The sequence below is a fragment of the Streptomyces sp. NPDC006197 genome, from assembly GCF_040613865.1.
GTDB lineage: Bacteria > Actinomycetota > Actinomycetes > Streptomycetales > Streptomycetaceae > Streptomyces.
Map to the genome: position 1 here is coordinate 1 of NZ_JBEXSZ010000158.1, position 19,150 is coordinate 19,150.

The 19,150-nt window shown below is 72.7% G+C and carries 27 protein-coding genes and 1 pseudogene; 3 read left to right on the plus strand and 25 right to left on the minus strand.

The annotated features are described in order from the left end of the window. Window positions 1-124: 124 nt before the first annotated feature. The 17 genes from ABZ318_RS33275 to ABZ318_RS33355 form a co-directional block, all read right to left on the minus strand. Entirely contained in the window at window positions 125-544 is a 420-nt protein-coding gene (locus tag ABZ318_RS33275) for a hypothetical protein (protein WP_356906167.1), read from the minus strand. A gap of 51 nt (window positions 545-595) precedes the next feature. Then, the gene (locus ABZ318_RS33280; protein WP_356906168.1) at window positions 596-907 is read right to left on the minus strand and encodes a gas vesicle protein K; all 312 of its coding nucleotides are present in this window, start codon (window positions 905-907) and stop codon (window positions 596-598) included. Next, window positions 901-1,116, minus strand: a complete 216-nt coding sequence (locus ABZ318_RS33285; RefSeq protein WP_356906169.1) for a gas vesicle protein — start codon at window positions 1,114-1,116, stop codon at window positions 901-903. Before ABZ318_RS33285 ends, ABZ318_RS33280 begins: the two co-directional genes overlap by 7 nt. After that, window positions 1,113-1,976: a GvpL/GvpF family gas vesicle protein gene (locus ABZ318_RS33290; RefSeq protein ID WP_356906170.1), complete on the minus strand. Its 864-nt coding sequence runs from the start codon at window positions 1,974-1,976 to the stop codon at window positions 1,113-1,115. The genes ABZ318_RS33285 and ABZ318_RS33290 overlap by 4 nt, the downstream gene beginning before the upstream one ends. Then, entirely contained in the window at window positions 1,973-2,386 is a 414-nt protein-coding gene (locus ABZ318_RS33295; RefSeq protein ID WP_356906191.1) for a gas vesicle protein, read from the minus strand. The genes ABZ318_RS33290 and ABZ318_RS33295 overlap by 4 nt, the downstream gene beginning before the upstream one ends. A gap of 165 nt (window positions 2,387-2,551) precedes the next feature. Beyond that, window positions 2,552-2,809, minus strand: a complete 258-nt coding sequence (locus tag ABZ318_RS33300; protein ID WP_356906171.1) for a gas vesicle protein GvpG — start codon at window positions 2,807-2,809, stop codon at window positions 2,552-2,554. Window positions 2,810-2,829: 20 nt separating this feature from the next. Then, window positions 2,830-3,543 carry a GvpL/GvpF family gas vesicle protein gene (locus ABZ318_RS33305; RefSeq protein WP_356906172.1) on the minus strand — a complete coding sequence of 238 codons (714 nt, stop codon included), beginning with the start codon at window positions 3,541-3,543 and terminating at the stop codon, window positions 2,830-2,832. Window positions 3,544-3,547: 4 nt separating this feature from the next. After that, the gene (locus ABZ318_RS33310) at window positions 3,548-3,985 is read right to left on the minus strand and encodes a gas vesicle structural protein GvpA (RefSeq protein ID WP_356906173.1); all 438 of its coding nucleotides are present in this window, start codon (window positions 3,983-3,985) and stop codon (window positions 3,548-3,550) included. A gap of 68 nt (window positions 3,986-4,053) precedes the next feature. Next, complete coding sequence (locus ABZ318_RS33315) at window positions 4,054-4,359, minus strand: gas vesicle protein (RefSeq protein WP_356906174.1); 306 nt, start codon at window positions 4,357-4,359, stop codon at window positions 4,054-4,056. A 390-nt stretch (window positions 4,360-4,749) separates the two neighbouring features. Next, window positions 4,750-5,175 (minus strand): FhaA domain-containing protein, encoded by a 426-nt coding sequence (locus ABZ318_RS33320; RefSeq protein ID WP_356906175.1) that lies wholly within the window; start codon window positions 5,173-5,175, stop codon window positions 4,750-4,752. Next, window positions 5,172-5,318 carry a hypothetical protein gene (locus tag ABZ318_RS33325; RefSeq protein WP_356906176.1) on the minus strand — a complete coding sequence of 49 codons (147 nt, stop codon included), beginning with the start codon at window positions 5,316-5,318 and terminating at the stop codon, window positions 5,172-5,174. Before ABZ318_RS33325 ends, ABZ318_RS33320 begins: the two co-directional genes overlap by 4 nt. A gap of 166 nt (window positions 5,319-5,484) precedes the next feature. Further along, window positions 5,485-6,081 carry a hypothetical protein gene (locus ABZ318_RS33330; protein ID WP_356906177.1) on the minus strand — a complete coding sequence of 199 codons (597 nt, stop codon included), beginning with the start codon at window positions 6,079-6,081 and terminating at the stop codon, window positions 5,485-5,487. After that, on the minus strand, window positions 6,078-7,253 hold the full coding sequence (locus ABZ318_RS33335; RefSeq protein ID WP_356906178.1) for an ROK family glucokinase: 1,176 nt from the start codon (window positions 7,251-7,253) through the stop codon (window positions 6,078-6,080). Before ABZ318_RS33335 ends, ABZ318_RS33330 begins: the two co-directional genes overlap by 4 nt. A 37-nt stretch (window positions 7,254-7,290) precedes the next feature. Then, on the minus strand, window positions 7,291-8,070 hold the full coding sequence (locus ABZ318_RS33340; RefSeq protein WP_356906179.1) for an ATP-binding cassette domain-containing protein: 780 nt from the start codon (window positions 8,068-8,070) through the stop codon (window positions 7,291-7,293). Continuing rightward, the gene (locus ABZ318_RS33345) at window positions 8,067-9,122 is read right to left on the minus strand and encodes an ABC transporter permease (RefSeq protein ID WP_356906180.1); all 1,056 of its coding nucleotides are present in this window, start codon (window positions 9,120-9,122) and stop codon (window positions 8,067-8,069) included. The genes ABZ318_RS33340 and ABZ318_RS33345 overlap by 4 nt, the downstream gene beginning before the upstream one ends. After that, window positions 9,119-10,138 carry a sugar ABC transporter substrate-binding protein gene (locus ABZ318_RS33350; RefSeq protein WP_356906181.1) on the minus strand — a complete coding sequence of 340 codons (1,020 nt, stop codon included), beginning with the start codon at window positions 10,136-10,138 and terminating at the stop codon, window positions 9,119-9,121. Before ABZ318_RS33350 ends, ABZ318_RS33345 begins: the two co-directional genes overlap by 4 nt. 86 nt (window positions 10,139-10,224) lie before the next feature. Next, window positions 10,225-10,944, minus strand: coding sequence for a GntR family transcriptional regulator (locus ABZ318_RS33355; protein ID WP_356906192.1), 720 nt, complete (start codon window positions 10,942-10,944; stop codon window positions 10,225-10,227). 154 nt (window positions 10,945-11,098) lie between these two features. Between ABZ318_RS33355 and ABZ318_RS33360 the strand changes: the two genes are divergently transcribed. Continuing rightward, entirely contained in the window at window positions 11,099-12,133 is a 1,035-nt protein-coding gene (locus ABZ318_RS33360) for a Gfo/Idh/MocA family oxidoreductase (protein ID WP_356906182.1), read from the plus strand. Here ABZ318_RS33360 and ABZ318_RS33365 read toward each other — a convergent pair. The 4 genes from ABZ318_RS33365 to ABZ318_RS33380 are packed head-to-tail and all read right to left on the minus strand — an operon-like array spanning window position 12,122 to window position 15,677. Continuing rightward, the gene (locus ABZ318_RS33365; RefSeq protein ID WP_260174545.1) at window positions 12,122-12,547 is read right to left on the minus strand and encodes a PaaI family thioesterase; all 426 of its coding nucleotides are present in this window, start codon (window positions 12,545-12,547) and stop codon (window positions 12,122-12,124) included. The genes ABZ318_RS33360 and ABZ318_RS33365 overlap by 12 nt on opposite strands. Window positions 12,548-12,551: 4 nt before the next feature. Continuing rightward, complete coding sequence (locus tag ABZ318_RS33370; protein WP_356906183.1) at window positions 12,552-13,730, minus strand: cytochrome P450; 1,179 nt, start codon at window positions 13,728-13,730, stop codon at window positions 12,552-12,554. Between the two features lie 17 nt (window positions 13,731-13,747). After that, a complete protein-coding gene (locus tag ABZ318_RS33375) occupies window positions 13,748-14,422 on the minus strand; it encodes a response regulator transcription factor (RefSeq protein ID WP_356906184.1) in 675 nt (224 codons plus the stop codon). Window positions 14,423-14,465: 43 nt separating this feature from the next. Then, window positions 14,466-15,677 carry a histidine kinase gene (locus tag ABZ318_RS33380; protein WP_356906185.1) on the minus strand — a complete coding sequence of 404 codons (1,212 nt, stop codon included), beginning with the start codon at window positions 15,675-15,677 and terminating at the stop codon, window positions 14,466-14,468. 146 nt (window positions 15,678-15,823) lie between these two features. Between ABZ318_RS33380 and ABZ318_RS33385 the strand changes: the two genes are divergently transcribed. Continuing rightward, complete coding sequence (locus ABZ318_RS33385; protein ID WP_356906186.1) at window positions 15,824-16,045, plus strand: hypothetical protein; 222 nt, start codon at window positions 15,824-15,826, stop codon at window positions 16,043-16,045. A 12-nt stretch (window positions 16,046-16,057) separates the two neighbouring features. Here the strand turns inward: ABZ318_RS33385 and ABZ318_RS33390 are convergent, their stop codons facing one another. The 3 genes from ABZ318_RS33390 to ABZ318_RS33400 form a co-directional block, all read right to left on the minus strand. Then, the gene (locus tag ABZ318_RS33390) at window positions 16,058-16,417 is read right to left on the minus strand and encodes a hypothetical protein (protein ID WP_356906187.1); all 360 of its coding nucleotides are present in this window, start codon (window positions 16,415-16,417) and stop codon (window positions 16,058-16,060) included. Window positions 16,418-16,428: 11 nt separating this feature from the next. Beyond that, window positions 16,429-17,355, minus strand: coding sequence for a DMT family transporter (locus ABZ318_RS33395; RefSeq protein ID WP_356906188.1), 927 nt, complete (start codon window positions 17,353-17,355; stop codon window positions 16,429-16,431). A 127-nt stretch (window positions 17,356-17,482) separates the two neighbouring features. Continuing rightward, window positions 17,483-18,091, minus strand: coding sequence for a dihydrofolate reductase family protein (locus ABZ318_RS33400; RefSeq protein ID WP_356906189.1), 609 nt, complete (start codon window positions 18,089-18,091; stop codon window positions 17,483-17,485). A 191-nt stretch (window positions 18,092-18,282) separates the two neighbouring features. Here ABZ318_RS33400 and ABZ318_RS33405 point away from each other — a divergent pair, with 191 nt between their 5' ends. Next, complete coding sequence (locus ABZ318_RS33405) at window positions 18,283-19,023, plus strand: SDR family oxidoreductase (RefSeq protein WP_356906190.1); 741 nt, start codon at window positions 18,283-18,285, stop codon at window positions 19,021-19,023. A gap of 33 nt (window positions 19,024-19,056) precedes the next feature. Here ABZ318_RS33405 and ABZ318_RS33410 read toward each other — a convergent pair. Beyond that, window positions 19,057-19,150: pseudogene (locus ABZ318_RS33410) on the minus strand (GDP-mannose 4,6-dehydratase); the annotation flags it as partial.

Below are 19,150 nucleotides of genomic sequence, written 5' to 3' on the forward strand. Positions count from 1 at the left end.
CAGGAGATTGTGGGGCTGATGCAGATCATCGCACTCGGGGCCTTCGGCCTCGGTGTACTCACTGCGGCGCGACAGCCACCGTGCCCCGCGGGCCGCGCGGGCGCTGCCGCCCGCGCCCGCCCGCTCAGATCCGGCCGCGCGCGAGGCGGGTCAGGGGGCCCGTCAGCGGACCGGTCGGCGGCTTGGCCGTGGAGCGGCCGATGGCGAACGCGGCGCCGGCGACACCGGCGACGCCGGCCGCCGCACCGGCTGCCACGGCCTTGCGGTGCTTGACGGCCGTCCAGGCCGTGGCAGCCACGGTGGCCGCCTTGCTCGCGTTGGCCGTCACCAGCTCCCGGCCGCTCTGGAGGCCGTCGGCCACCGTCCGGCCGACGCGCTCGGTGGCCTGCGCCCCGGCCGATCCGGCCGTCTTCTCCGCGGCGGAGGCCGACGCGGTGGAAGCGCGCTTCGCGGTCCGTCGGGTCGCGGTGGTGGTCTTGCCGCCCGCCGTCTTCTTGGCGTTCGCGGTATCGGAATTCTTGGTGTTGTCACTCTCAGCAGTCATGACGTTCCTCCTTAGCCTCTCCATGTGAAAGAACACGGGTCCCTGGCCGTCTCAGCCACCGCTCCGGGGGAGCAGGGATCCCAGGGGCCCCAGATCCAGATTGAGGTCGTCCATCGACAGGCCGTACCGGTCGCAGAGTTCCTCCATGCGTTCCTGCAGGATCATCAAGGTCAGCCCGATGTGTTCCTCCTGATCTTCCGTCAAATCTCCTTGGTCGACCCGGTGCACGGCGGTGCGCTCCATCAGCTGCCGGAGCAGCTCGACGATGGTCAGGACGAGTTTGACGAGGTCCCGTTCCACCGTGTCCGCGTCCGTCCCCAGGCGCCGGGCCACCGCGGAGGCCTCGCTCTCCCGGCTCACCACGGCGCCGGCTCCTCTCCCGTGACGGACCGGATCACCGCACGCAGGTTGATGTGGACCAGGTCGACGTCCGCGACGGACAGGACGAGGTCGCCGGTGAGCACCGCTCCCCCGTTCAGGAGCCGGTCCAGGAGATCGATCAGGGCGACGGGCGGTCCGGTGACGGAGTCGGGGGTGGTGATGTCGCCGCCCGCGATCCGCGTGCCGTTCACCGTTCCCCACCTCCTTCCGTCCCGTACTGCTCCTCCTCGGTCACCGTGGCGAACGAGTACGGGGCCCACGGGCCGGTCACCTCGACGCGCACGCCCGGAGTGGCGTCGGCCGACGCACCGAGCGCGGCCATGAACCGGCCGACTTCGCCCGTGGGCACGAGATACGCCTCGTTCGCGATGTTCTCCCCCCGCGCGGGAGCCAGTCCGCCCTGCTGCGGCCGGTGGACGACCCGCGCTCGGGAGAGTCCCTCCGCCACCCGGACCGCCTCCTCGGCGGCGCCCGCGGCCGCGCGGTGGAGGTCCTGGGCGCTGCGGCGCTGGGCCCGGCGCCGCCGGAGGTAGGCGCGCCCCGGGCTCTCCGCGACCGCCTCCGCCTCTCCTTCCGCCTCCGGCGGCGCCACCGCGCCCGCGTCCGCGTAGACCTTCATGCCGAGCTCCACATGGCCGTCCAGGCGAGCCAGCAGGTCCAGGAAGCGACCGCGCCGAGCGGTGAGCATCTCGGCCACCCGGACGTCGTCCAGGTACACGGTCGCCAGCCGCATGGGCAGAACGGTCGTCCCCGCGAACGCGGCGTCGACCACCGCGTGGTGGGACCGGGCGATCACCTCCAGCCTGGCCATGTCCTCCAGCTGCGCGCGCAGCCCCTGTTCCCCGAACGCGCCGGACGGAACGGAGGACACCACCGCCGCGAGGCCGGCGGATTCGACCAGCCGCAGAGCCCTCCCGTCGACGCCGGCCAAGCGGGCGACGGCATCCCGCAGGGCGGGCTCGCCGACACGGCCGAGGGCGTAGACGTACGACATCTCCTCACCGACGTCGAGGGGCTCGTCCGCCCGCCGGAGCTGCGAGTCGGTGCTCACCGCGTCTCCTCCTCTTCTTCCTGCCGGGAAGCCCGCGCCGCACCGGGCGAGGGGCCGGTGAGCCCGGCCGCCGCCCTCAGCCGGGCCAGCTCGGCCCGCAGCCGCTCGTTCTCCTCGGCCGGTGACTCGCCCTCCGCGGTCGGAGCGGTCGCCACGGACCGGGTGGGCCCGGCCCGGGAGGAGAGCGAGGGATCGTGCTCCCACCAGTCGATGCCCATCTCCTTCGCCTTGTCGACGGACGCGACCAGCAGACGCAGCTTGATCGTCAGCAGTTCGATGTCGAGCAGGTTGATCCGGATGTCGCCCGCGATGACGATGCCCTTGTCGAGCACCCTCTCGAGGATGTCCGCGAGGTTCGCGGACGAGCCCTGCGCCCCGTACGCCGGTGCGGCTCGCGGAGAGCCCGGCATGCGGCCGGCCAGTGAATCGGACACGATGTCTCCCCTGTCCTGTGCTGCGGTGTCGGTCGGCGAGCGGAGGCCGCGGTGCGACGCCGGGAGCGACGGGCGGGCCCGGGCGCCCCGTCGGGGAGCCCGACGGCCTCCCCGGGGCGGTCGTCTGTCGGCGGTGTGGACTCAGCGGCTGCTCCGCGAGCCCTGCCAGTACTCCTCGGCCTCTTCGAGCCGGTCGAGGAGCTCGTCCTCGCGGCGGTCGAACTCGTCGGCGTCGATGCGGCCGCTCGTCAGCTCCTGTTCGAGCGCCGCCAGCTCCCCGCGCACCCGCCCGGGGTCGTAGTGCTCCCGCTCCGCGGCGAGGAGCACCTGGTCGAGAACCCAGGCGGTGCCGCGGACCGGGGCCAGCGGAAGGGTCAGAACGCCGGTGACGAGGCCCATGTCCCCTCACCTCCCCTTCCTCAGACGAAGCTGTACGGCGGCAGCGGTCCCGTGAGGGTGAAGTCGTACGCGTCCCCGCGCCGGTCGGCCTCGGCCCGCACCGCCTGGACGAACTCGTCCGTGCGCTCGGCCGGGACCAGGAACGAGGCGTTGAGGAAGTGGTTGCCGCCGACGTCGGCGACGGTGGAACGGGTGGCCGACCCGCCCAGCCGGGTCACGATCTCCCCGGCCTCCCGCTCGCCCCGGGCCGCGACCTCGCGCGAGACGAGCTCCCCCAGCGCGACCCGGTCCTCGTGGGTGCCGGAGCCGCCGCGGGTGCGTTCGTTGAGCTCCCGGGCCTGCTCGGAGTCGGCGAGGACCGCGCGGAGCATGTCGTCCTCGTCCCGGCCGGCCTTGAGGTGGTACTCGACGTGACCGTCGAGCTCGGCGAGCCGCTGCCGGTACGCCGGCTCCTCCCGGTCCAGGACGTCGGCGACGCGCTCGTCGTCGGGGCCGAGCAGGCCGAAGCGCATCGGCAGGGTCGCTCCGTCGGCCATGAGCGACTCCAGGACGTTCTGATGGGCCATGACGTCGCGCCGCTTGGCCCGCAGGCCGGGAGGCGCGTCGCTCACGACGGCCGTCAGGGTGCCGGTGCGGACGGTGCGCAGGGGCGACGGCGGATCGCCGACTCCTCGCAGACCGTCCAGGCGCACGGGGTGCGTGGCGTCGGTGATGGCGTAGACGTACGTGGACAAGGTGTCACTCCTCTCGCTTCCGGGCCGTCTGGCGGCCGGTCGTCGACTTGCGGACCGGGCGCTTTTCGGACTCCTCCTCGGAATCGTCGCGCTTGCCCTTCAGCGTGTCCGTGAAGGCCTCCACGGCGCCGCTCAGCGCTCCTTTGGACTTGCCCTTGGCGCCACTCTCGGTCATCTCGCCGACGATGTCGGTGAGTTGGGTGGGCGCCTTGCGGCCGGATTCCAGGTCGAGGCGGTTGCACGCCTCCGCGAACCGCAGGTACGTGTCGACGCTGGCGACGACCACCCGGACGTCGATCTTGAGGATTTCGATTCCGACCAGGGAGACGCGGACGAACGCGTCGATCACGAGCCCTCGGTCAAGAATGAGTTCGAGAACGTCGTAGAGATTTCCCGAACCACTGCCACCGGTCGTGGGATTGTTCTGCTGGACGAGTGTCACGGTGAAGCTCCTTCCGGTGATCGCGCGGGGCCGGCGACGGCCGGGGACCCGCCGGTCACCCGCTGGTTTCAGCGGCGGTCGATCTGCCCCCTCGCGTAACGGCGAACGCGTTCGTAGGCGACGAGTCGCCCTTCGGCGTCGAGTTCGACGTGGTAGGTCGCCATGACACTCATGGTGTCGGGGACCTTTTCGAGTTCGACCACTTCCACGTCCGCGGACCAGCCCTCGCCGCTGCCCTTCACCGCCGAGACGGCTCCCGGCTCGCACCGGAGCAGGTCCGCGAGCTGGCCGGAGGCGCGGCGCATGGCGGTGGCGATGTCGCAGCGCCCGCCGGCGGCGGCATCGACCGTCCCGCCTTTCCTGTCGTCGGTCATGTTCCTGATCTCGCCTTCGTGCCTCTGGAGATCGGTCCGGAGGAATTCTCCGGCCGTCGAATGCGGCTGCGGTTCGCGTGCCCCTGCAATCCGAACGTATGCGTGGTAGCGGCCGATTCACCGAGCGGTCGGTGGCACCCCGCGCATTTCGCTCCCGCGGTTTCCGCGCTCGAAAGTCCCGTCTTCGCGCGGGTGGGCGGGCACGGAACCCGTCGGACCCCGGCGAAAGGGACGTCGTGACGATCTCGGGAATCCTCAGCGCCTTGGACACCGGGGCGTCGACCGGACGGAGCGCCCGGTCCGGGTCGTGCTCTTTGCCCTCGGGGCGGCGGCCCCGGACCGCGTCCTGGGCGACGTCCGTCCTCCCGGGCGCCGAGGTCCGCGGCCCGTTCAGTCGCCCTCGGGGAAGGCGTCGGCCCGTACGTGGGGCATGGGGCGGCTGGAGACCCGGTACGGCTCGCCGGGTGGGCACGCGGTCGGGGTGACGCGCACGGTCAGCGGTCCCGCCCACTCGTAACCCTTGCTCTCCCCGTACCGGGCCAGATCGTCCGTCAGGGACTCGCCCACGTCACCTCGGCCGCGGCGGACCAGCTCCTCGTGCACCCCGGCGTCGAGTTCCACCTCGTAGGCGTTCGGTACGACCACTCTGCTCTCGCTGCACACCACGGCGTGGTCGTCGCACTCGTGGTGCAGCGCGTCGACCAGCTCGACGTGTTCGCGGTGGCGGACCTTGGATACCAGCCTGTTCTGCCAGCGTTCCAGGGCGCGTTCCCACCGCGAAAGCCCTTCCCCCGCCGTGTGCCTGCCGCCCTTCACCGTCGCCCGCGCAGCCGCCCGAGCAGCCTGCGGGCCTGGTCGCGCCTGCGGGGGTCGGCGGCGGCACGACGGGCCGACGCGATCGTCCGCCGTCCCTGCGGACTGCGGGTGAACTGCTTGATGCGGGTGATCAGTCCGGACATGGTTCCTCCTCGGGCCGTGTGCGGTCCGCTTACCCGGGGACGCCCGGAGCATGTCGGCGACCTTCGGCGGTGCGCGACGCGCGGCGGGCAACCACCGTGCGGGCGACGGGCCTTGAGGCCGGCCGCCCGCACGGTGCCCCGTCCGCTCACCCGCGGGGAGACCGCGTCAGGGACTCGTCGTCGACACCGCGTACACGCGGGGGAAGGCCGGGTCGGTGAGGTCGACCGTGATGGCGGTGTGGGGGCGGGGTTTCTCGCGGGTCACGGTGGTGCCCGCCCAGGTCACGCCGGGGGCGAAGGTCCAGCCGGCGATGTCGGCGTCGCGCTCGCCGACGGTGATCCGGTCCGGGGCGAGCGCGGAGCGGGCGGTCCCGGACTCGGCGAGGAAGGCGTCGAGACCGCCGGCGGTCGTCGTGAACTGGACGTACAGCCGACTGGTCTTCCAGTTGCTGGTCTCGTAGTAGGCGACGTCCCAGGCCCCGGAGGGGATCGGGATCTCGAAGACCCGGCGCTTCATCAGCGAGGGCCAGTTGTCCTGGAGGCCGGCCGCCGAGGACTCGCGCTCCTTGTCGCGGCCGCTGTCGCGGCTCTGGCCGGCGGAGATGACGAGGTAGCCGGCCGGGATGCCGACGAGCAGCACGATGATGACGGCCGTCAGCCAGCGGCGGCGGATCATGTGCCGGCGGTCCTCGGGCAGCTTGTCCTGCGGGGGGCGGGGCAGGGTGGTCTGCTGAGGCAGGACGGTCTGCTGGGGCGGGGTCATGAAGAGGGTTCCTCGGGGGTGCGTGCGGGCCGGCCCGAGGTCCCGTTGCGCAGGGCCTGGGCGTAGCGCTCGTACCGTTCGTACCGCTCGACGCGGCGCCGGTTGGCGCGGCGGAAGCGGCGGGCGACGAGCCGGGCGAGGTCGGCGGCGCCGACCATGCCGGCCTCGGGACCGAGCTGGGCGCGGGTGATGCGGGCCTCGGGGCGGTAGCCGCGGCCGGTGAGGTGGCGGCGGAAGGCGTCCCTCGCGGGGCCGATGAGCAGGTCGTCGGCGGCGGAGACGCCTCCGCCGATGACGAAGCAGGAGGGGTCGAGGGCGGCGGCGAGGTTGGCGATGCCGACGCCGAGCCACTGGCCGATGTCCTGGAACAGCTCGACGCACATGGCGTCGCCCTCGCGGGCGAGCTCGGTGATGAGGGGGCCGGTGATCTCGGAGACGTTCCCCTTGACCCGCTCGATGATCTCGTACGCGACCGGGGAGTCGGCGGCGGCCAGCTCGCGGGCCTCGCGGACCAGCGCGTTCCCCGAGCTGTACTGCTCCCAGCAGCCGCGGTTGCCGCAGGGGCAGCGGTGGCCGCCGGGGACGACCTGCATGTGGCCGAACTCTCCGGCGACGCCGTACTTGCCCCGCTTGACCTGGCCGTCCTCCAGGATGGCGCCGCCGATGCCGGTGCCGAGGGTGATCATGACGAGGTGGTCCTCGCCGCGTCCGGCGCCGAAGCGCCACTCGGCCCAGGCGGCGGTGTTGGCGTCGTTGTCGACCATGACGGGGACCGCGAGGCGGCCCTGGAGGGCGTCGCGGAGGGGTTCGTTGCGCCAGGCGAGGTGCGGGGCGAAGAGGACCCGGGCCCGGTCGGCGTCGACCCAGCCGGCCGCGCCGATGCCGACGGCGTGCACGTCGTGCCGGTCGGAGAGGTCCAGGACCAGTTCGACGATGGTGTCCTCGACGACCTTGGGGCTCTTGGACTTGTCCGGGGTCTCCGTGCGGAGCTTCTCCAGGATGTTGCCGTCGGCGTCGACGACGCCGGCCATCACCTTCGTACCGCCGATGTCGATGCCGACGGTCGGCACCCGGGGGGCCGTCAGGTGGGAGCGCCGCTCCCGGGTCCCGACGGTCCGCAGCACGGTCCCGCGGGCGGCTCCCCGGTGGGCGAGGTCACGGTAGGTACTCATCGGCTCCGATTCTGCCAGGTGGGGTGTGAAGGGGCCGTTATGCGCCGGTCGGCCGCTCCAGCTCGTGGCGCAGGTCCTCCAGCTCGCTGCCGCCCGCCATCTGCCGGGTCAACTCGTCGAGCGTGACGGAGTCCTTGGTGTGGCTCGCGGCCATGACGCCCCGCTTGAGGAGGACGAAACGGTCGCCGACGAGGTAGGCGTGGTGCGGGTTGTGGGTGATGAGAACCACTCCGAGGCCTTCGTCGCGGGCGGCCGCCACGTACTTCAGGACGACCCCGGACTGCTTGACGCCGAGCGCGGCGGTCGGTTCGTCGAGGACGAGGACCTTGGCGCCGAAGTGGACCGCGCGGGCGATGGCCACGCACTGGCGCTCGCCGCCGGAGAGGGTGCCGATGGGCTGGTCGACGTCCCGGAGGTCGATGCCCATGCGCAGCAGCGCCTCGCGGGTCGTGGTGCGCATCAGCTCGACGTCGAGCCGCTTGAGCGGACCCCTGCCCCTGGTGGGTTCGGAGCCGAGGAAGAAGTTCCGCCAGACCGGCATGAGGGGGACGACGGCGAGGTCCTGGTAGACGGTGGCGATGCCCCGGTCGAGGGCGTCGCGCGGGTTGGCGAGGGTGACCTCCTCGCCCTCGATGCGGAAGGTTCCGGCGTCGTGCCGGTGGAGACCGGCGACGATCTTGATGAGGGTGGACTTGCCGGCGCCGTTGTCACCGAGGACGCAGGAGATCTCGCCCGCGTTCACGTCCAGGGAGACGCCTTCGAGGGCCCGGATGTTTCCGTAGTACTTGCTGACGTCCTCAAGACTGACCAGGCTCATTTGACGGCCTCCACGCGCTTGCGGATCCAGGCGTTCAGCAGGGTCGCCAGGAGGAGCATCGCTCCCAGGAAGAACTTGAACCAGTCGGGGTTCCACTCGGCGTACACGATGCCCTTGCTGGTCATGCCGAAGATGAGGGCGCCGACCGCCGAGCCGATGGCCGAGCCGTACCCGCCGGTGATCAGGCAGCCGCCGATGACGGCCGCGATGATGTAGATCAGCTCGTTCCCGACGCCTTCGCCCGACTGGACGACGTCGAAGGAGAAGAGCAGGTGCTGGCCGGAGATCCAGGCGCAGAAGGCGACGCCCGTGTAGAGGCCGATCTTCGTGCGGTGGACGGGGACGCCGACCGCGCGGGCCGCGTCGGCGCCGCCGCCGACGGCGAAGATCCAGTTGCCGAAGCGGGTGCGGAGCAGGATCCAGGTGGCGAGCGCGACGAGGCCCAGCCACCACAGGATGGTGACCTTGAACTCGACGCCGCCGATCGTCGCCTCCGAGGCGAAGAGCTTCCGCGCGGAGGGGAAGCCCTCCATGTCGGCGATGGTCTTGGTGGAGACGGTGCCGCTGATCAGTTTGGTGAGGCCCAGGTTCAGGCCGGTCAGCATGAGGAAGGTGCCGAGCGTGATGATGAAGCTGGGGAGTTTGGTGCGGGTCAGCATGAAGCCGTTGAAGGCGCCGATCGCCAGGGTGACGAGCAGCGAGACGCCGACGCCGACCCAGACGTTCGCCGTCATCTGGTAGCTGAACATCGAGGAGACCAGCGCGGAGCTGGTGACCAGGACGCCGGCGGAGAGGTCGAACTCGCCGCCGATCATCAGCAGGGCGACCGGGACGGCCATGATGCCGAGGGTGGAGGCCGCGTAGAGGACCGTGCCGAGGCTGGAGGGCTTGAGGAAGCTGTCGGCGGCCACCGCGAAGAAGGCGAAGACGGCGATCGCGCCGACGACCGAGCCGAGCTCGGGGCGGGCGAGCAGCTTCTTCAGGGGGGTGGTGCGCAGCAGCCGTTCGTCGACGTGGTCGACACCGTCCGACGGCGGGGCGGTGGAGCTCATCGGGTGCCCCGATCCGCGTACTGCTTCAGCGCGGCGGCCTGGTCCCTGGTGATGATCTGGGGGCCGGTCAGGACCGGCTTGCCGCCGCCGAGGACGTCGGCGTTGTAGCGGTACAGCCAGAGCAGGTCGACGGCCTCGTAGCCCTGGAGGTAGGGCTGCTGGTCGACGGCGAAGCCGAGGGTGCCGGCCTCCAGGGCGGTCGCGACCTTGGCGTTGAGGTCGAAGGTGTCGACCTCGGCCTTGCTGCCGGCGCTCTTCGCGGCCTGGACGGCGGTGTCGGCGAAGGGGGCGCCGAGGGTGACGACGGCGTCGACGTCCTTGTCGGACTGGAGCTTGGCCTCGATGGAGGCCTTGACGTCGGGCATGTTGGTGCCGTCGACGTACAGGTTCACCAGCTCGCCGCCGAAGGTCTTCTTCACTCCGGCGCAGCGCTGCTCGTGGCCGACGTTGCCCTGCTCGTGCAGGACGCAGAGGGCCTTCTTCTTCCCGCGCTTGTCGAGTTCCTCGCCGACGGCCTCGCCGGCGACGGTCTCGTCCTGGCCGATGTGGGTGAGCGCGCCGTAGGCCTTGGACTGCTCGGCGCCCGAGTTCACGGTGATCACCGGGATGCCGGCCTTGACGGCCTTCTCGACGGCGGCCTTCACGGCGTCGGGCTTGGCGAGGGTGACGACCAGTCCGTCGACGCCCTTGGCGACGTACGAGTCGATCAGCTGCGCCTGCTCCTTGCCCTCGTCGTTGTGGGCGTAGAGGAAGTTGATGTTGTCCTTGACGGCGGCCTGCTTGGCGCCGTTCTGGACGATGTCCCAGAAGGTGTCGCCGTCACCCGAGTGGGTCACCATCGCGAAGGTCCAGCGGGGGGTGTCGACGGCCGCCCTGCCCTGGGCCGCGGCGGCCTTGCGGGCGTCCTCCGCGCGCTTTCCGCCGGTGCTGCTGCACCCGGCGAGCGCCGCGGTGAGTGCGAGGGCGAGCACGGCGCCGACTGCGGCGCGTACCCCTCCTGTCCGAAGCCTGGTCACGAGGCCGTGCCCTCCTTTGTGTCCTTCTGCGTGCATTGCAGTATCGGTCATGCGGGTCGTGGCGCTCGTCAGGGGGGTTGCCCGGGTCAGGGGCGGACCATCAGCTGGAACTCGAAGGAGTAGCGGGCGGCCCGGTACAGGTGGGAGCCGTACTCGACGGCGCGTCCGGTGTCGTCGAAGGTGACGCGCTCCATGGTGAGCAGCGGCGCGCCCTCCGGCTCGTCGAGGAGCGCGGCCTCCTCGGCGGTCGCGGCGCGGGCGCCGACGGCCTGGCGGGCGCTGTGCAGGGTGAGCGCGGCGGAGCGGAGCATGCGGTAGAGGCCGGTGGTCTCCAGACGTTCGGTGTCGGGGTCGACGAGCCCCGCGGGCAGGTGGTTGCGCAGGTACGCCATCGGCTCGCCGTGCGCGGTGCGGAGCCGTTCGAGGTAGTGGACCTCGGTGCCCTCGGGGACGCCGAGGGCGGCCGCGACCGGTCCCGCGGCGGGTTCGAGCCGGTTGGCCAGGACCCGGGTGGCGGGGCGCTGTCCGGCGGCGGCGAGGTCGTCGTAGAGGCTGCTGAGCTCCATCGGGCGGCGGACCCTGCTGTGCAGGACCTGGGTGCCGACGCCGCGGCGGCGGACCAGGAGGCCCTTGTCGACGAGGGACTGGATGGCCTGGCGGACGGTGGGCCGGGAGAGGCCCAGGCGGGTGGCGAGGTCGATCTCGTTGCCGAGGAGGGTGCCCGGGGTGAGCGTCCCGTTCTCCACGGCGCTCTCCAGCTGCTGGGCGAGCTGGAAGTAGAGCGGGACCGGGCTGGTGCGGTCCACGGAGAGCGGAGGCAGGGGGGAGCCGGACTGCTTGGGCACGGGGCGAGCGTAGCCCGGGGCCGCTGAGGACCGGAAGGCGATGACGGGAAGTCGTGACGTCCGGTTGTCCTGACAAATCCTTGACAGTCGGGCCGCCCGCCTCCACGGTGGGGCCATGCGCATCGGACTGATCGGTACGGGACGGATCGGGAGTTTCCACGCGGGGGTGCTGGCCCGGCATCCGGAGGTCGAATCGCTGGTCCTGGCGGACGCGGACGCCGTCCGGGCGGCCGGGGTGGCGGGGGCGCTCGGCGCGGAGGCGGCGCCGGACGTGGACGCGCTGCTCGGGCACGCCCTGGACGCCGTGGTGATCGCCTCGGCGACGGCCGCGCACGCGGAGCTGATCGCCCGCGCCGCCCGGGCGGGCCTGCCGGCCTTCTGCGAGAAGCCGATCGCCCTGGACGTGCCGGGGACGCTGAGGGCGCTCGACGCGGTGGCGGAGGCGGGCACGGTGCTCCAGCTGGGGTTCATGCGCCGCTTCGACACGGGGTACCGGGCGGCGCGCGAGGCCGTGCGGTCGGGGCGGCTCGGCCGGCTGCACACCGTGCGGGCGGTCACCTCCGACCCGGAGCCGCCGCCCGCCGCGTACCTGCCGCTCTCCGGCGGCCTCTTCCGCGACTGTCTCGTGCACGACTTCGACGTCGTCCGCTGGGTGACCGGGCGGGAGGTCGTCGAGGTGTACGCGACGGGCTCGGACACCGGGCCGGCGATGTTCCGGGAGGCCGGCGACGTGGACACGGCCGCGGCCGTGCTCACCCTGGACGACGGCACGCTGGTGACGGCGACCGCGACCCGGTGCAACGGCGCCGGGTACGACGTCCGCATGGAGCTGGCGGGCGAGCGGGACCAGATCGTGGTGGGCCTGGACGACCGGGCCCCGCTCGTCTCGGTGGAGCCGCAGGGCCCGCCCGCCCCGGGCAAGCCCTGGCCCGGCTTCCTGGAGCGGTTCGCCCCCGCGTACGAGGCGGAGCTGGACGCCTTCGTACGGCTGGCGCGCGGCGAGGCACCCAACCCCTGCGACGGCCGGGAGGCCCTGGCGGCGCTCCGGATCGCCGAGGCGTGCGAGCGGTCGCGGCGGGAGCGGAGGCCGGTCCGGCTCGCCGGGGCGGGTGAGCCGGCCGGGGGCGGCGGGGCCGGTTCAGCCGGCTGACAGCACCGTGCCCTGGGCCACCGCGCACAGCGTCTCGGCGCCCTGCTCGTCGACGGTCGACAGGTCGCAGCGCACCACCGCCTGCCGCCGCCCGGCGTGGACCACCTCCGCCCGGGCACGCAGCACGCCGCCCGTCGCGGGCCGGACGTACTGGATGGAGAACCCGGCCGTCAGCACGGCCGGGCCGAGCTCGGCGCCCGCGGCGAAAGTGATCGCGTTGTCCGCCGCGTACGAGAGCACCCCGCCGTGCAGGAAGCCGTTCTGCTGTCTCAGCTCGTCGCGACGGTCCAGCTCCAGGACCGCTCGACCCGCGCCGAATTCGGTGAGGCGGGCACCGACGAGCCGGCTGAACGGCTGCGCGTCGAGGACCTTCCGGGCGAGGTCGAGGTCGAGGGCGGGGGTCTGATCGCTCAAGGGTTCACCACCGGACGGGTAGATGACGGGTCCCGCGCATGAGCATGCCGGGCAGCCACTCCAACGAGCGGGGATCCGCGTCGAGTTCCAGCCGGGGGAAGCGCTCCAGGAGCGTCCGGAGGGCGATCCTGCCCTCCAGGCGGGCGAGCGGCGCGCCCAGGCAGTAGTGGATGCCGTGGCCGAAGGCGAGGTGGCCCTTGGTGTCGCGGCGGATGTCGAAGCGGTCGGGCTCGGGGAAGCGGGCCGGGTCCCGGTCGAGTGCGCCGATCCCCACCAGGACGCTCTGCCCCGCCGGGATGACGGTGTCGCCGATGGCGAAGGGCTCCCGGGTGAAGCGGAAGGTGCCGGTCTCCACCGGTCCGTCGTACCGCAGGGACTCCTCGATCGCCCCGTCGAGCAGGTCCGGGTCCGCGCGCAGGGCGGCGAGCTGCTCGGGGTGGGTGAGCAGGTTGCGGACGGTGTTGGAGATCAGGTTGACGGTGGTCTCGTGGCCGGCGATCAGCAGAAGGTAGGCCATGGCCCGGAGTTCGGGTCCGGAGAGCCGGTCGCCGTCCTCGGCGCGGGCGGCGATCAGACCGGAGAGCAGGTCGTCGGCGGCCCCCGCGGCCCGCTTGTCCTCGATGAGTCCGTCGAGATAGCCGCCGAAGCCCTCCAGGGCGTCGAGGATGCCCCGCTCGCCGGTCGGGGTGACGAGCTCGTTCGACCAGCCGCGGAAGGTCTCGCGGTCCTCGGCGGGAACGCCGAGGAGCTCGCAGATGACGGTGATCGGCAGCGGGAAGGCGTAGGCGTCGACGAGGTCGGCGCGGCCGGCCGGCTCCATGGCGTCGGCGAGTTCGTGGGTGAGCCGCTCGATGCGGGGGCGCAGGCTCTCGACCCGGCGGCCGGTGAACTCCGCCGTGACCAGGCGGCGCAGCCGGGTGTGGTCGGGGGCGTCCGCCGCGAGGAGGTGGACGCCGATGATCTCCTCCTCCGGGGGCCGGACGCCGATGACGGACGGGGACTTGGCGAGACGGGGATCGGCGAGCGCCGCGCGCCCTTCCTCGTGCCCGACGACCAGCCAGAACTGGAAGCCGTCGGGCATCCGCACCTCGTGGACGGGGCCTGCTTCACGGAGCTTCGCGTAGTAGGGGTACGGATTCGCGGTGAAGTCCGCGCCGTGCTCCCCCAGTTCGATGACGGACATCGAAGCAGACTATCCGACTAGTCGTTGCCGTCCTCGTCGACGAGGCCCGCGTCGTGCACCAGGAGCGCGATCTGGACGCGGTTGTTGAGGCCGAGCTTGGCGAGGATCCGGGAGACGTGGGTCTTGACCGTGGGGACGCCCATGTACAGCTCGGCGGCGATCTCGGCGTTCGACCGGCCGTGCCCGACGGCGACGGCCACCTCCCTCTCGCGGTCCCCGAGTTCGGCGAGGCGCCCGGCGGCCGTGGCGCGTCGCGGTGAGCGCTCCGGCCGCTCCACGACGTGGGCCATGAGCTGGCGGGTGACGGCCGGCGAGAGGACGGGGTCGCCCGCGGCGACCCGGCGGACGGCGGCGACGATCTCCGCGGGCGGGGTGTCCTTGAGGACGAAACCGGCGGCACCGGCCCGCAGGGCGCGCAGCACCTGCTCGTCGGCGTGGAAGGTGGTGAGGACGACGACCTCGGGGGCGCCGGGGCGGGCGCGGAGCCGCTCGGTGGCGGTGAGGCCGTCCACGTGGGGCATGCGGATGTCCATGAGGATGACGTCCGGGGCGTGCCGGGCGACGAGTTCGGGGACGTCCCGGCCGTCGGTGCCCTCGCCGACGATCTCTAGGTCGTCGGCGCCGCCGAGCATGAAGGTGAGGCCCGCGCGGACCAGGGGGTCGTCGTCGACGATCAGCAGCCGGATGGTCATGGGGGCCACGGTAGCCGCGCGTGCGGCGGGATCGGCCGGGAGGTCATGCCGGCCACGGCAGCCAGGCGTGCAGGGCGAAACCGCCGTCGGGGGCCGGGCCGTGCTCCAGCCGGCCGCCGGCGAGGGCGGCGCGTTCGGTGAGGCCGATGAGGCCCTGGCCGGAGCCGGGGACGTGGGGCACCGGGCCCGCGGGGGCCGGGTTGTGGATGTCGACGGTGAGGCCTTCGCCGGGCCGGCCGCGGACGGTGACGGTGACGGTGGCGCCGGGGGCGTGCTTGCGGGCGTTGGTGAGGGCCTCCTGTGCGATGCGGTAGACGGTGCGGCCGGTGGCGGCGGGCACCGCGGCCGGGTCGTCGACGGTGGTGTCGAGGACGACCTCCGTACCGGCCTCGCGGGACTCGTCGACCAGCGCGTCGAGGGTGGCGAGGGTGGGCTGGGGCCGGTCGCCGTCGCCGTTCTCGCCGGGGGCGCGCAGGACGCCGATGATCTCGCGGAGGTCCTGGAGGGCTTCGTGGGCGCTGTCGCGGATGACTCCGGCGGCGCGGGCGATCTGCTCGGGCGGGGCGTCCGGCCGGAACTCCAGGGCTCCGGCGTGCACGCTCAGCAGGGTGAGCCGGTGGGCGAGCACGTCGTGCATCTCGCGGGCGATGGCCTCGCGGGCGAGCCGCTGGGCCTGGGCGGCGCGCAGTTCGGCCTCGGCCTCGGCGCGGCGGGCCCGTTCCCTGAGGGCTTCAACGAGCTGGCGCCGGGAGCGGACGAGCATGCCCCAGGCGGTGACGAGGAGGATGAGGACGAAGCCGAGGGCGACGGAGAGACCGGCGTTGGTGGTGGGGTCGGGGCGGACGAAGACCTGGGCGACGGAGGTGGCGACGGCGAGCGCGCCGATCCAGGCGATCTCGCGGAACGGGCGGCGTACGGCGACGCTGAACAGGCTCGCGAGGAGGGCTCCGGCGGCGACCGGGGCCACGAGGTTCACCAGGGAGAGGGCGACGGCGAGCCCGACGGGCCACCGTCGGCGCAGCCAGAGGGCGCAGCAGGCGGCGGCGCCGGCCAGTTGGTCGACGAGGGTGACGGTCTCGCTGGTGTACTGCGCGCTGGCGTCGGCGGCGAGGAGACCGACGAACGCGGCGAGGAGGAACAGGACGGTGTCCACGGTCCAGTCGCGGAGGGTACGGCGGGGCCTGGCCGCCCCGGTCCCGCCCGGTTCGGCCAGGTGGGAGGGGAGCAGCCAACGCTGCCGGTCCGTACGAGTCATGTCCGCAAATGTACGCAGGCCGGGCGCGTGCCGGCGGTCGTGCGGGCCGTCGGGATACCGGAGTCGCCGGGGCCGATACTTTGGTATCGGCCGCCGTAGACGACCGGCGGACGCGGCCCGTCGGCCCAGCCGGTCATGATCGACCCATGAAGAGTTTTCTTGAGAGTCTCGGCGGTCTGCTGTTCGTGGCTGGCGTCGCCGGTGTGATCCGCGAGCTGACCGGCGGCTGGTTCCACTTCCTGGGTCTGACCCGGTTCCTCACGGAGAACGTGGGGTTCCTGGAGGGCCGGGAGCTGTTCGCGAACATCGTCGTCGCGGTGCTCGGCCTGGCCCTGGCGATCGCGGGGAGCCGAATAGCGAAGGCCTGAGACCCGGCGGGGTCAGGAGCTCGCCGCGTCGAGGCGGGTGACCTCGGCGAGGTGCTCGGCCATGCGGTGGGAGACCGAGCCGCTGGTGTAAAGGACGCCGCCGATGACGCCGGCGGGCACGGACACGCCCAGAACGGCGAGGAGTTCGGGCCAGTCGCGTTCGTTGACGCAGCGGCTGTCGCTGTTGTGGAGGTTCTCGCTGGTGAACCGGGAGGTGCACTCGCGGCTGTACTCACCGGTCTCGTAAGGCGTGAAGAGGAGCACCGCGAACCAGATCCACAACAGCCCGGCCACGGCGAGGAGTCCGAGCCCCCATGCCTGGGTGCGGCGGGCTCGGGCACGGAACTGTATGTCGTACGGAAGTGAACGCATGGGGCAAGAACCTACCGGGCGTCCTGGTCCGCGGCGCGGCGGCCCCAACTCGTCCCCGCGAGGACCAGCACGGCGCCCACGGCACCGACGGCGCCGGGGCGGTCGCCGGCGAGGGCGATGCCCGCGGCGGCGGCCCAGAGCGGCTCCGTACCGAGGAGGAGGCTGACCCGGGAGGGCGAGGTGCGGCGGACGGCCCACATCTGCACGAAGAAGGCGAAGAGCGTGCAGAAGACGGAGAGGAAGAGGAGCCCGGCCCACTCGCGCGGGCCGAAGTCGAGGGCGACGGCCCAGGGTGAGGCGCCGGTGCCGGGGAGGGCGGCGATGACGGCGAACACGGCGACGGCGGAGCCGAGTTGGACGGTGGTGAGGGAGAGCGAATCGGCCGACCGGACCGCCTTGATCCGGGACATGGCCAGGACGTGGACGGTGCGGGCGAGAGCGGCGAGCAGCATGAGCAGATCGCCGAGGGAGGGGGCGGTGAACCCGCCGCCCTGGGTCAGCAGCACGACGCCGGCGACGGAGAGCGCGGCGGCGGCGAGGAAGGCGCGGGGAGGGAAGGTGCGGGTGACGGCGGCCTCGGCGAGCGGGGTGAAGATCATGGTGAGGCTGATGATCAGGCCCGCGTTGGTGGCGGAGGTGTGGACGACGCCGTACGTCTCCAGGAGGAAGATCCCGCTGAGGATCAGCCCGAGGGTCGCGGCGCCGCGCCACTGGGCCGCGCTCAGGGCCCGGAGCCTGCTCCACCCGGCGGCGGCGAGGACGGGCAGCACCACGGCGAACCGCAGCACGAGGACCGCGATGACGGTGTGGCCGGTGGTGATGCCCTTGGCGGCGAGATAGCTGGTGCCCCAGACGAGGGCGACGAGCAGGACGGGCAGGTCGGTGAGCCAGGCGCGGCGCGGCGCGCCGAGGGACACGGGTGCGGCAATCGAGGACATCGCGGGCCGGTTCTCCGAACTCTCTGGGTGGGGTGGAGACTTCGACGGCTCGCACTCGGAGCGATCACCGTACCCGGACAGGCCCGTGGCGGCTACACCTTTCCTTCGTCCGGCTCGGCGGCTCCGGTCAGTAACTGCCGTACGTGGGGCGGCCGGCCAGTTCGTACGTGTGGAGGGCGACGCCCGCGGCGGTGGTGCGTGCGTCGGTGAGACGGAAGGCGGTGGGGCGGACCCCGTCGGTGAAGAGGCGGCGGCCGGTGCCCAGCACCACGGGGAAGACGTGCAGGTGGAGGGTGTCGATGAGGTCGTGGTCGAGGAGGGTCCGGGCGAGGCCCGCGCTGCCGTGCATCTGGATCTCGCCGTCGGTGCGCTCCTTGAGGGCGGCGACCTCCTTGACGACGTCGCCGCGGAGCAGGGTGGTGCCCTCCCAGTCCGCGGAGGTGAGGGTGGTGGTGGCGACGTACTTGGGGAGGGCGTTGAGCTTGGAGGCGACGGGGTCGGCGGGGTCGGTGTGCTGGGGCCAGTAGCCCGCGAAGATGTCGTACGTGCGGCGGCCGAGGAGGAAGGCGGTCGGGCGGGCGAAGATCTCGGTGATGCGCCGTCCGAAGTCCTCGTCGCCGAACGGCACGGACCAGCCGCCGTGCTCGAAGCCGCCGCTGGGGTCCTCCTCGGGGCCTCCGGGGGCCTGGACGACGCCGTCGAGGGTGAGGAACTGGGTGAGGCTGAGGGTGGCCATGGCGGGTGCCCTTTCTGTTCTCCGGACCATCGTGTCTCACCCCTTCCGACTCCACCGCCCGGCGGAAGTCATCGGTGATCGGGGTGGCGTCGCGCCGGTCGGGTCGGCGTCCGATTCCCGCCAGCGTCCGGGCGCCCCGCCGACTTTCATTGAACCCGCAACCAGTTGGTTCTTCTCACGGAGGTTTCGGGATGTCCACGATGAACGGCACGGCGGTCCTGGTGACGGGTGGCAGCCGGGGGATCGGCGCGGCGACGGCGGTGCGGCTGGCCCGGGAGGGCGCCGACGTGGCCTTCACCTACGTCCAGGACGAGGCGCGGGCCAAGGAGGTCGCCGCGCGGATCGAGGCGGCCGGCCGCAAGGCGCTGCCCCTGCGGGCCGACGCAGCCGACGCCGGGGACGCGGCGGGCGCGGTGGAGTGGGCGGCGGACGCCCTCGGCCGCCTCGACGTCCTGGTGAACAACGTCGGCGCCGGCGTCCTCGGCCCGCTGGAGTCGCTCTCCCTCGCGGACGTGGACCGGGTCCTGGCGGTGAACGTCCGGGCGGCCTTCCTCGCCTCGCAGGCGGCGGCCGCGCGGCTGCCCGAGGGCGGCCGGATCGTCACGATCGGCACCTGCATGACCCAGCGGGTGCCGGGCCCCGGCGGGAGCCTCTACACGATGAGCAAGGCCGCGCTGATCGGCCTGACGAAGGCGCTGGCCCGGGAGCTGGGCGGGCGCGGGATCACGGCGAACATCGTCCACCCCGGTCCCGTCGACACCGACATGAACCCGGCGGACGGGCCGTACGCGGAGGGGCAGGCGGCCATGACGGCGCTCGGCCGCTTCGGCACCCCGGACGAGGTGGCGGCGATGGTCGCCTTCCTGGCGGGGCCCGGCGGGCGGTACGTGACGGGCGCCGAGTTCTCGGTGGACGGCGGGCACGCCGCGTAACGCCCGCACCCGGGACCAGGCGAGCGATCCGACGTACGGGGAGTTGGGGAGGAGCGGGGACTCCTCGGTCCAGAAACCCTCGTCGATGGAGCCGTACACCTCGTCCGTGGAGATGTGCACGACCCGC

Coding starts and splice junctions, on each gene's coding strand:
- ABZ318_RS33400 (WP_356906189.1), bottom strand. CDS start 18,091: ATGGCCACCCTCAGCCTCACCCAGTTCCTCACCCTCGACGGCGTCGTC.
- ABZ318_RS33315 (WP_356906174.1), bottom strand. CDS start 4,359: ATGACCGACGACAGGAAAGGCGGGACGGTCGATGCCGCCGCCGGCGGG.
- ABZ318_RS33405 (WP_356906190.1), top strand. CDS start 18,283: ATGTCCACGATGAACGGCACGGCGGTCCTGGTGACGGGTGGCAGCCGG.
- ABZ318_RS33360 (WP_356906182.1), top strand. CDS start 11,099: ATGCGCATCGGACTGATCGGTACGGGACGGATCGGGAGTTTCCACGCG.
- ABZ318_RS33340 (WP_356906179.1), bottom strand. CDS start 8,070: ATGAGCCTGGTCAGTCTTGAGGACGTCAGCAAGTACTACGGAAACATC.
- ABZ318_RS33380 (WP_356906185.1), bottom strand. CDS start 15,677: ATGACTCGTACGGACCGGCAGCGTTGGCTGCTCCCCTCCCACCTGGCC.
- ABZ318_RS33345 (WP_356906180.1), bottom strand. CDS start 9,122: ATGAGCTCCACCGCCCCGCCGTCGGACGGTGTCGACCACGTCGACGAA.
- ABZ318_RS33370 (WP_356906183.1), bottom strand. CDS start 13,730: ATGTCCGTCATCGAACTGGGGGAGCACGGCGCGGACTTCACCGCGAAT.
- ABZ318_RS33390 (WP_356906187.1), bottom strand. CDS start 16,417: ATGCGTTCACTTCCGTACGACATACAGTTCCGTGCCCGAGCCCGCCGC.
- ABZ318_RS33330 (WP_356906177.1), bottom strand. CDS start 6,081: ATGACCCCGCCCCAGCAGACCGTCCTGCCTCAGCAGACCACCCTGCCC.
- ABZ318_RS33295 (WP_356906191.1), bottom strand. CDS start 2,386: ATGCCGGGCTCTCCGCGAGCCGCACCGGCGTACGGGGCGCAGGGCTCG.
- ABZ318_RS33375 (WP_356906184.1), bottom strand. CDS start 14,422: ATGACCATCCGGCTGCTGATCGTCGACGACGACCCCCTGGTCCGCGCG.
- ABZ318_RS33385 (WP_356906186.1), top strand. CDS start 15,824: ATGAAGAGTTTTCTTGAGAGTCTCGGCGGTCTGCTGTTCGTGGCTGGC.
- ABZ318_RS33275 (WP_356906167.1), bottom strand. CDS start 544: ATGACTGCTGAGAGTGACAACACCAAGAATTCCGATACCGCGAACGCC.
- ABZ318_RS33300 (WP_356906171.1), bottom strand. CDS start 2,809: ATGGGCCTCGTCACCGGCGTTCTGACCCTTCCGCTGGCCCCGGTCCGC.
- ABZ318_RS33395 (WP_356906188.1), bottom strand. CDS start 17,355: ATGTCCTCGATTGCCGCACCCGTGTCCCTCGGCGCGCCGCGCCGCGCC.
- ABZ318_RS33325 (WP_356906176.1), bottom strand. CDS start 5,318: ATGTCCGGACTGATCACCCGCATCAAGCAGTTCACCCGCAGTCCGCAG.
- ABZ318_RS33335 (WP_356906178.1), bottom strand. CDS start 7,253: ATGAGTACCTACCGTGACCTCGCCCACCGGGGAGCCGCCCGCGGGACC.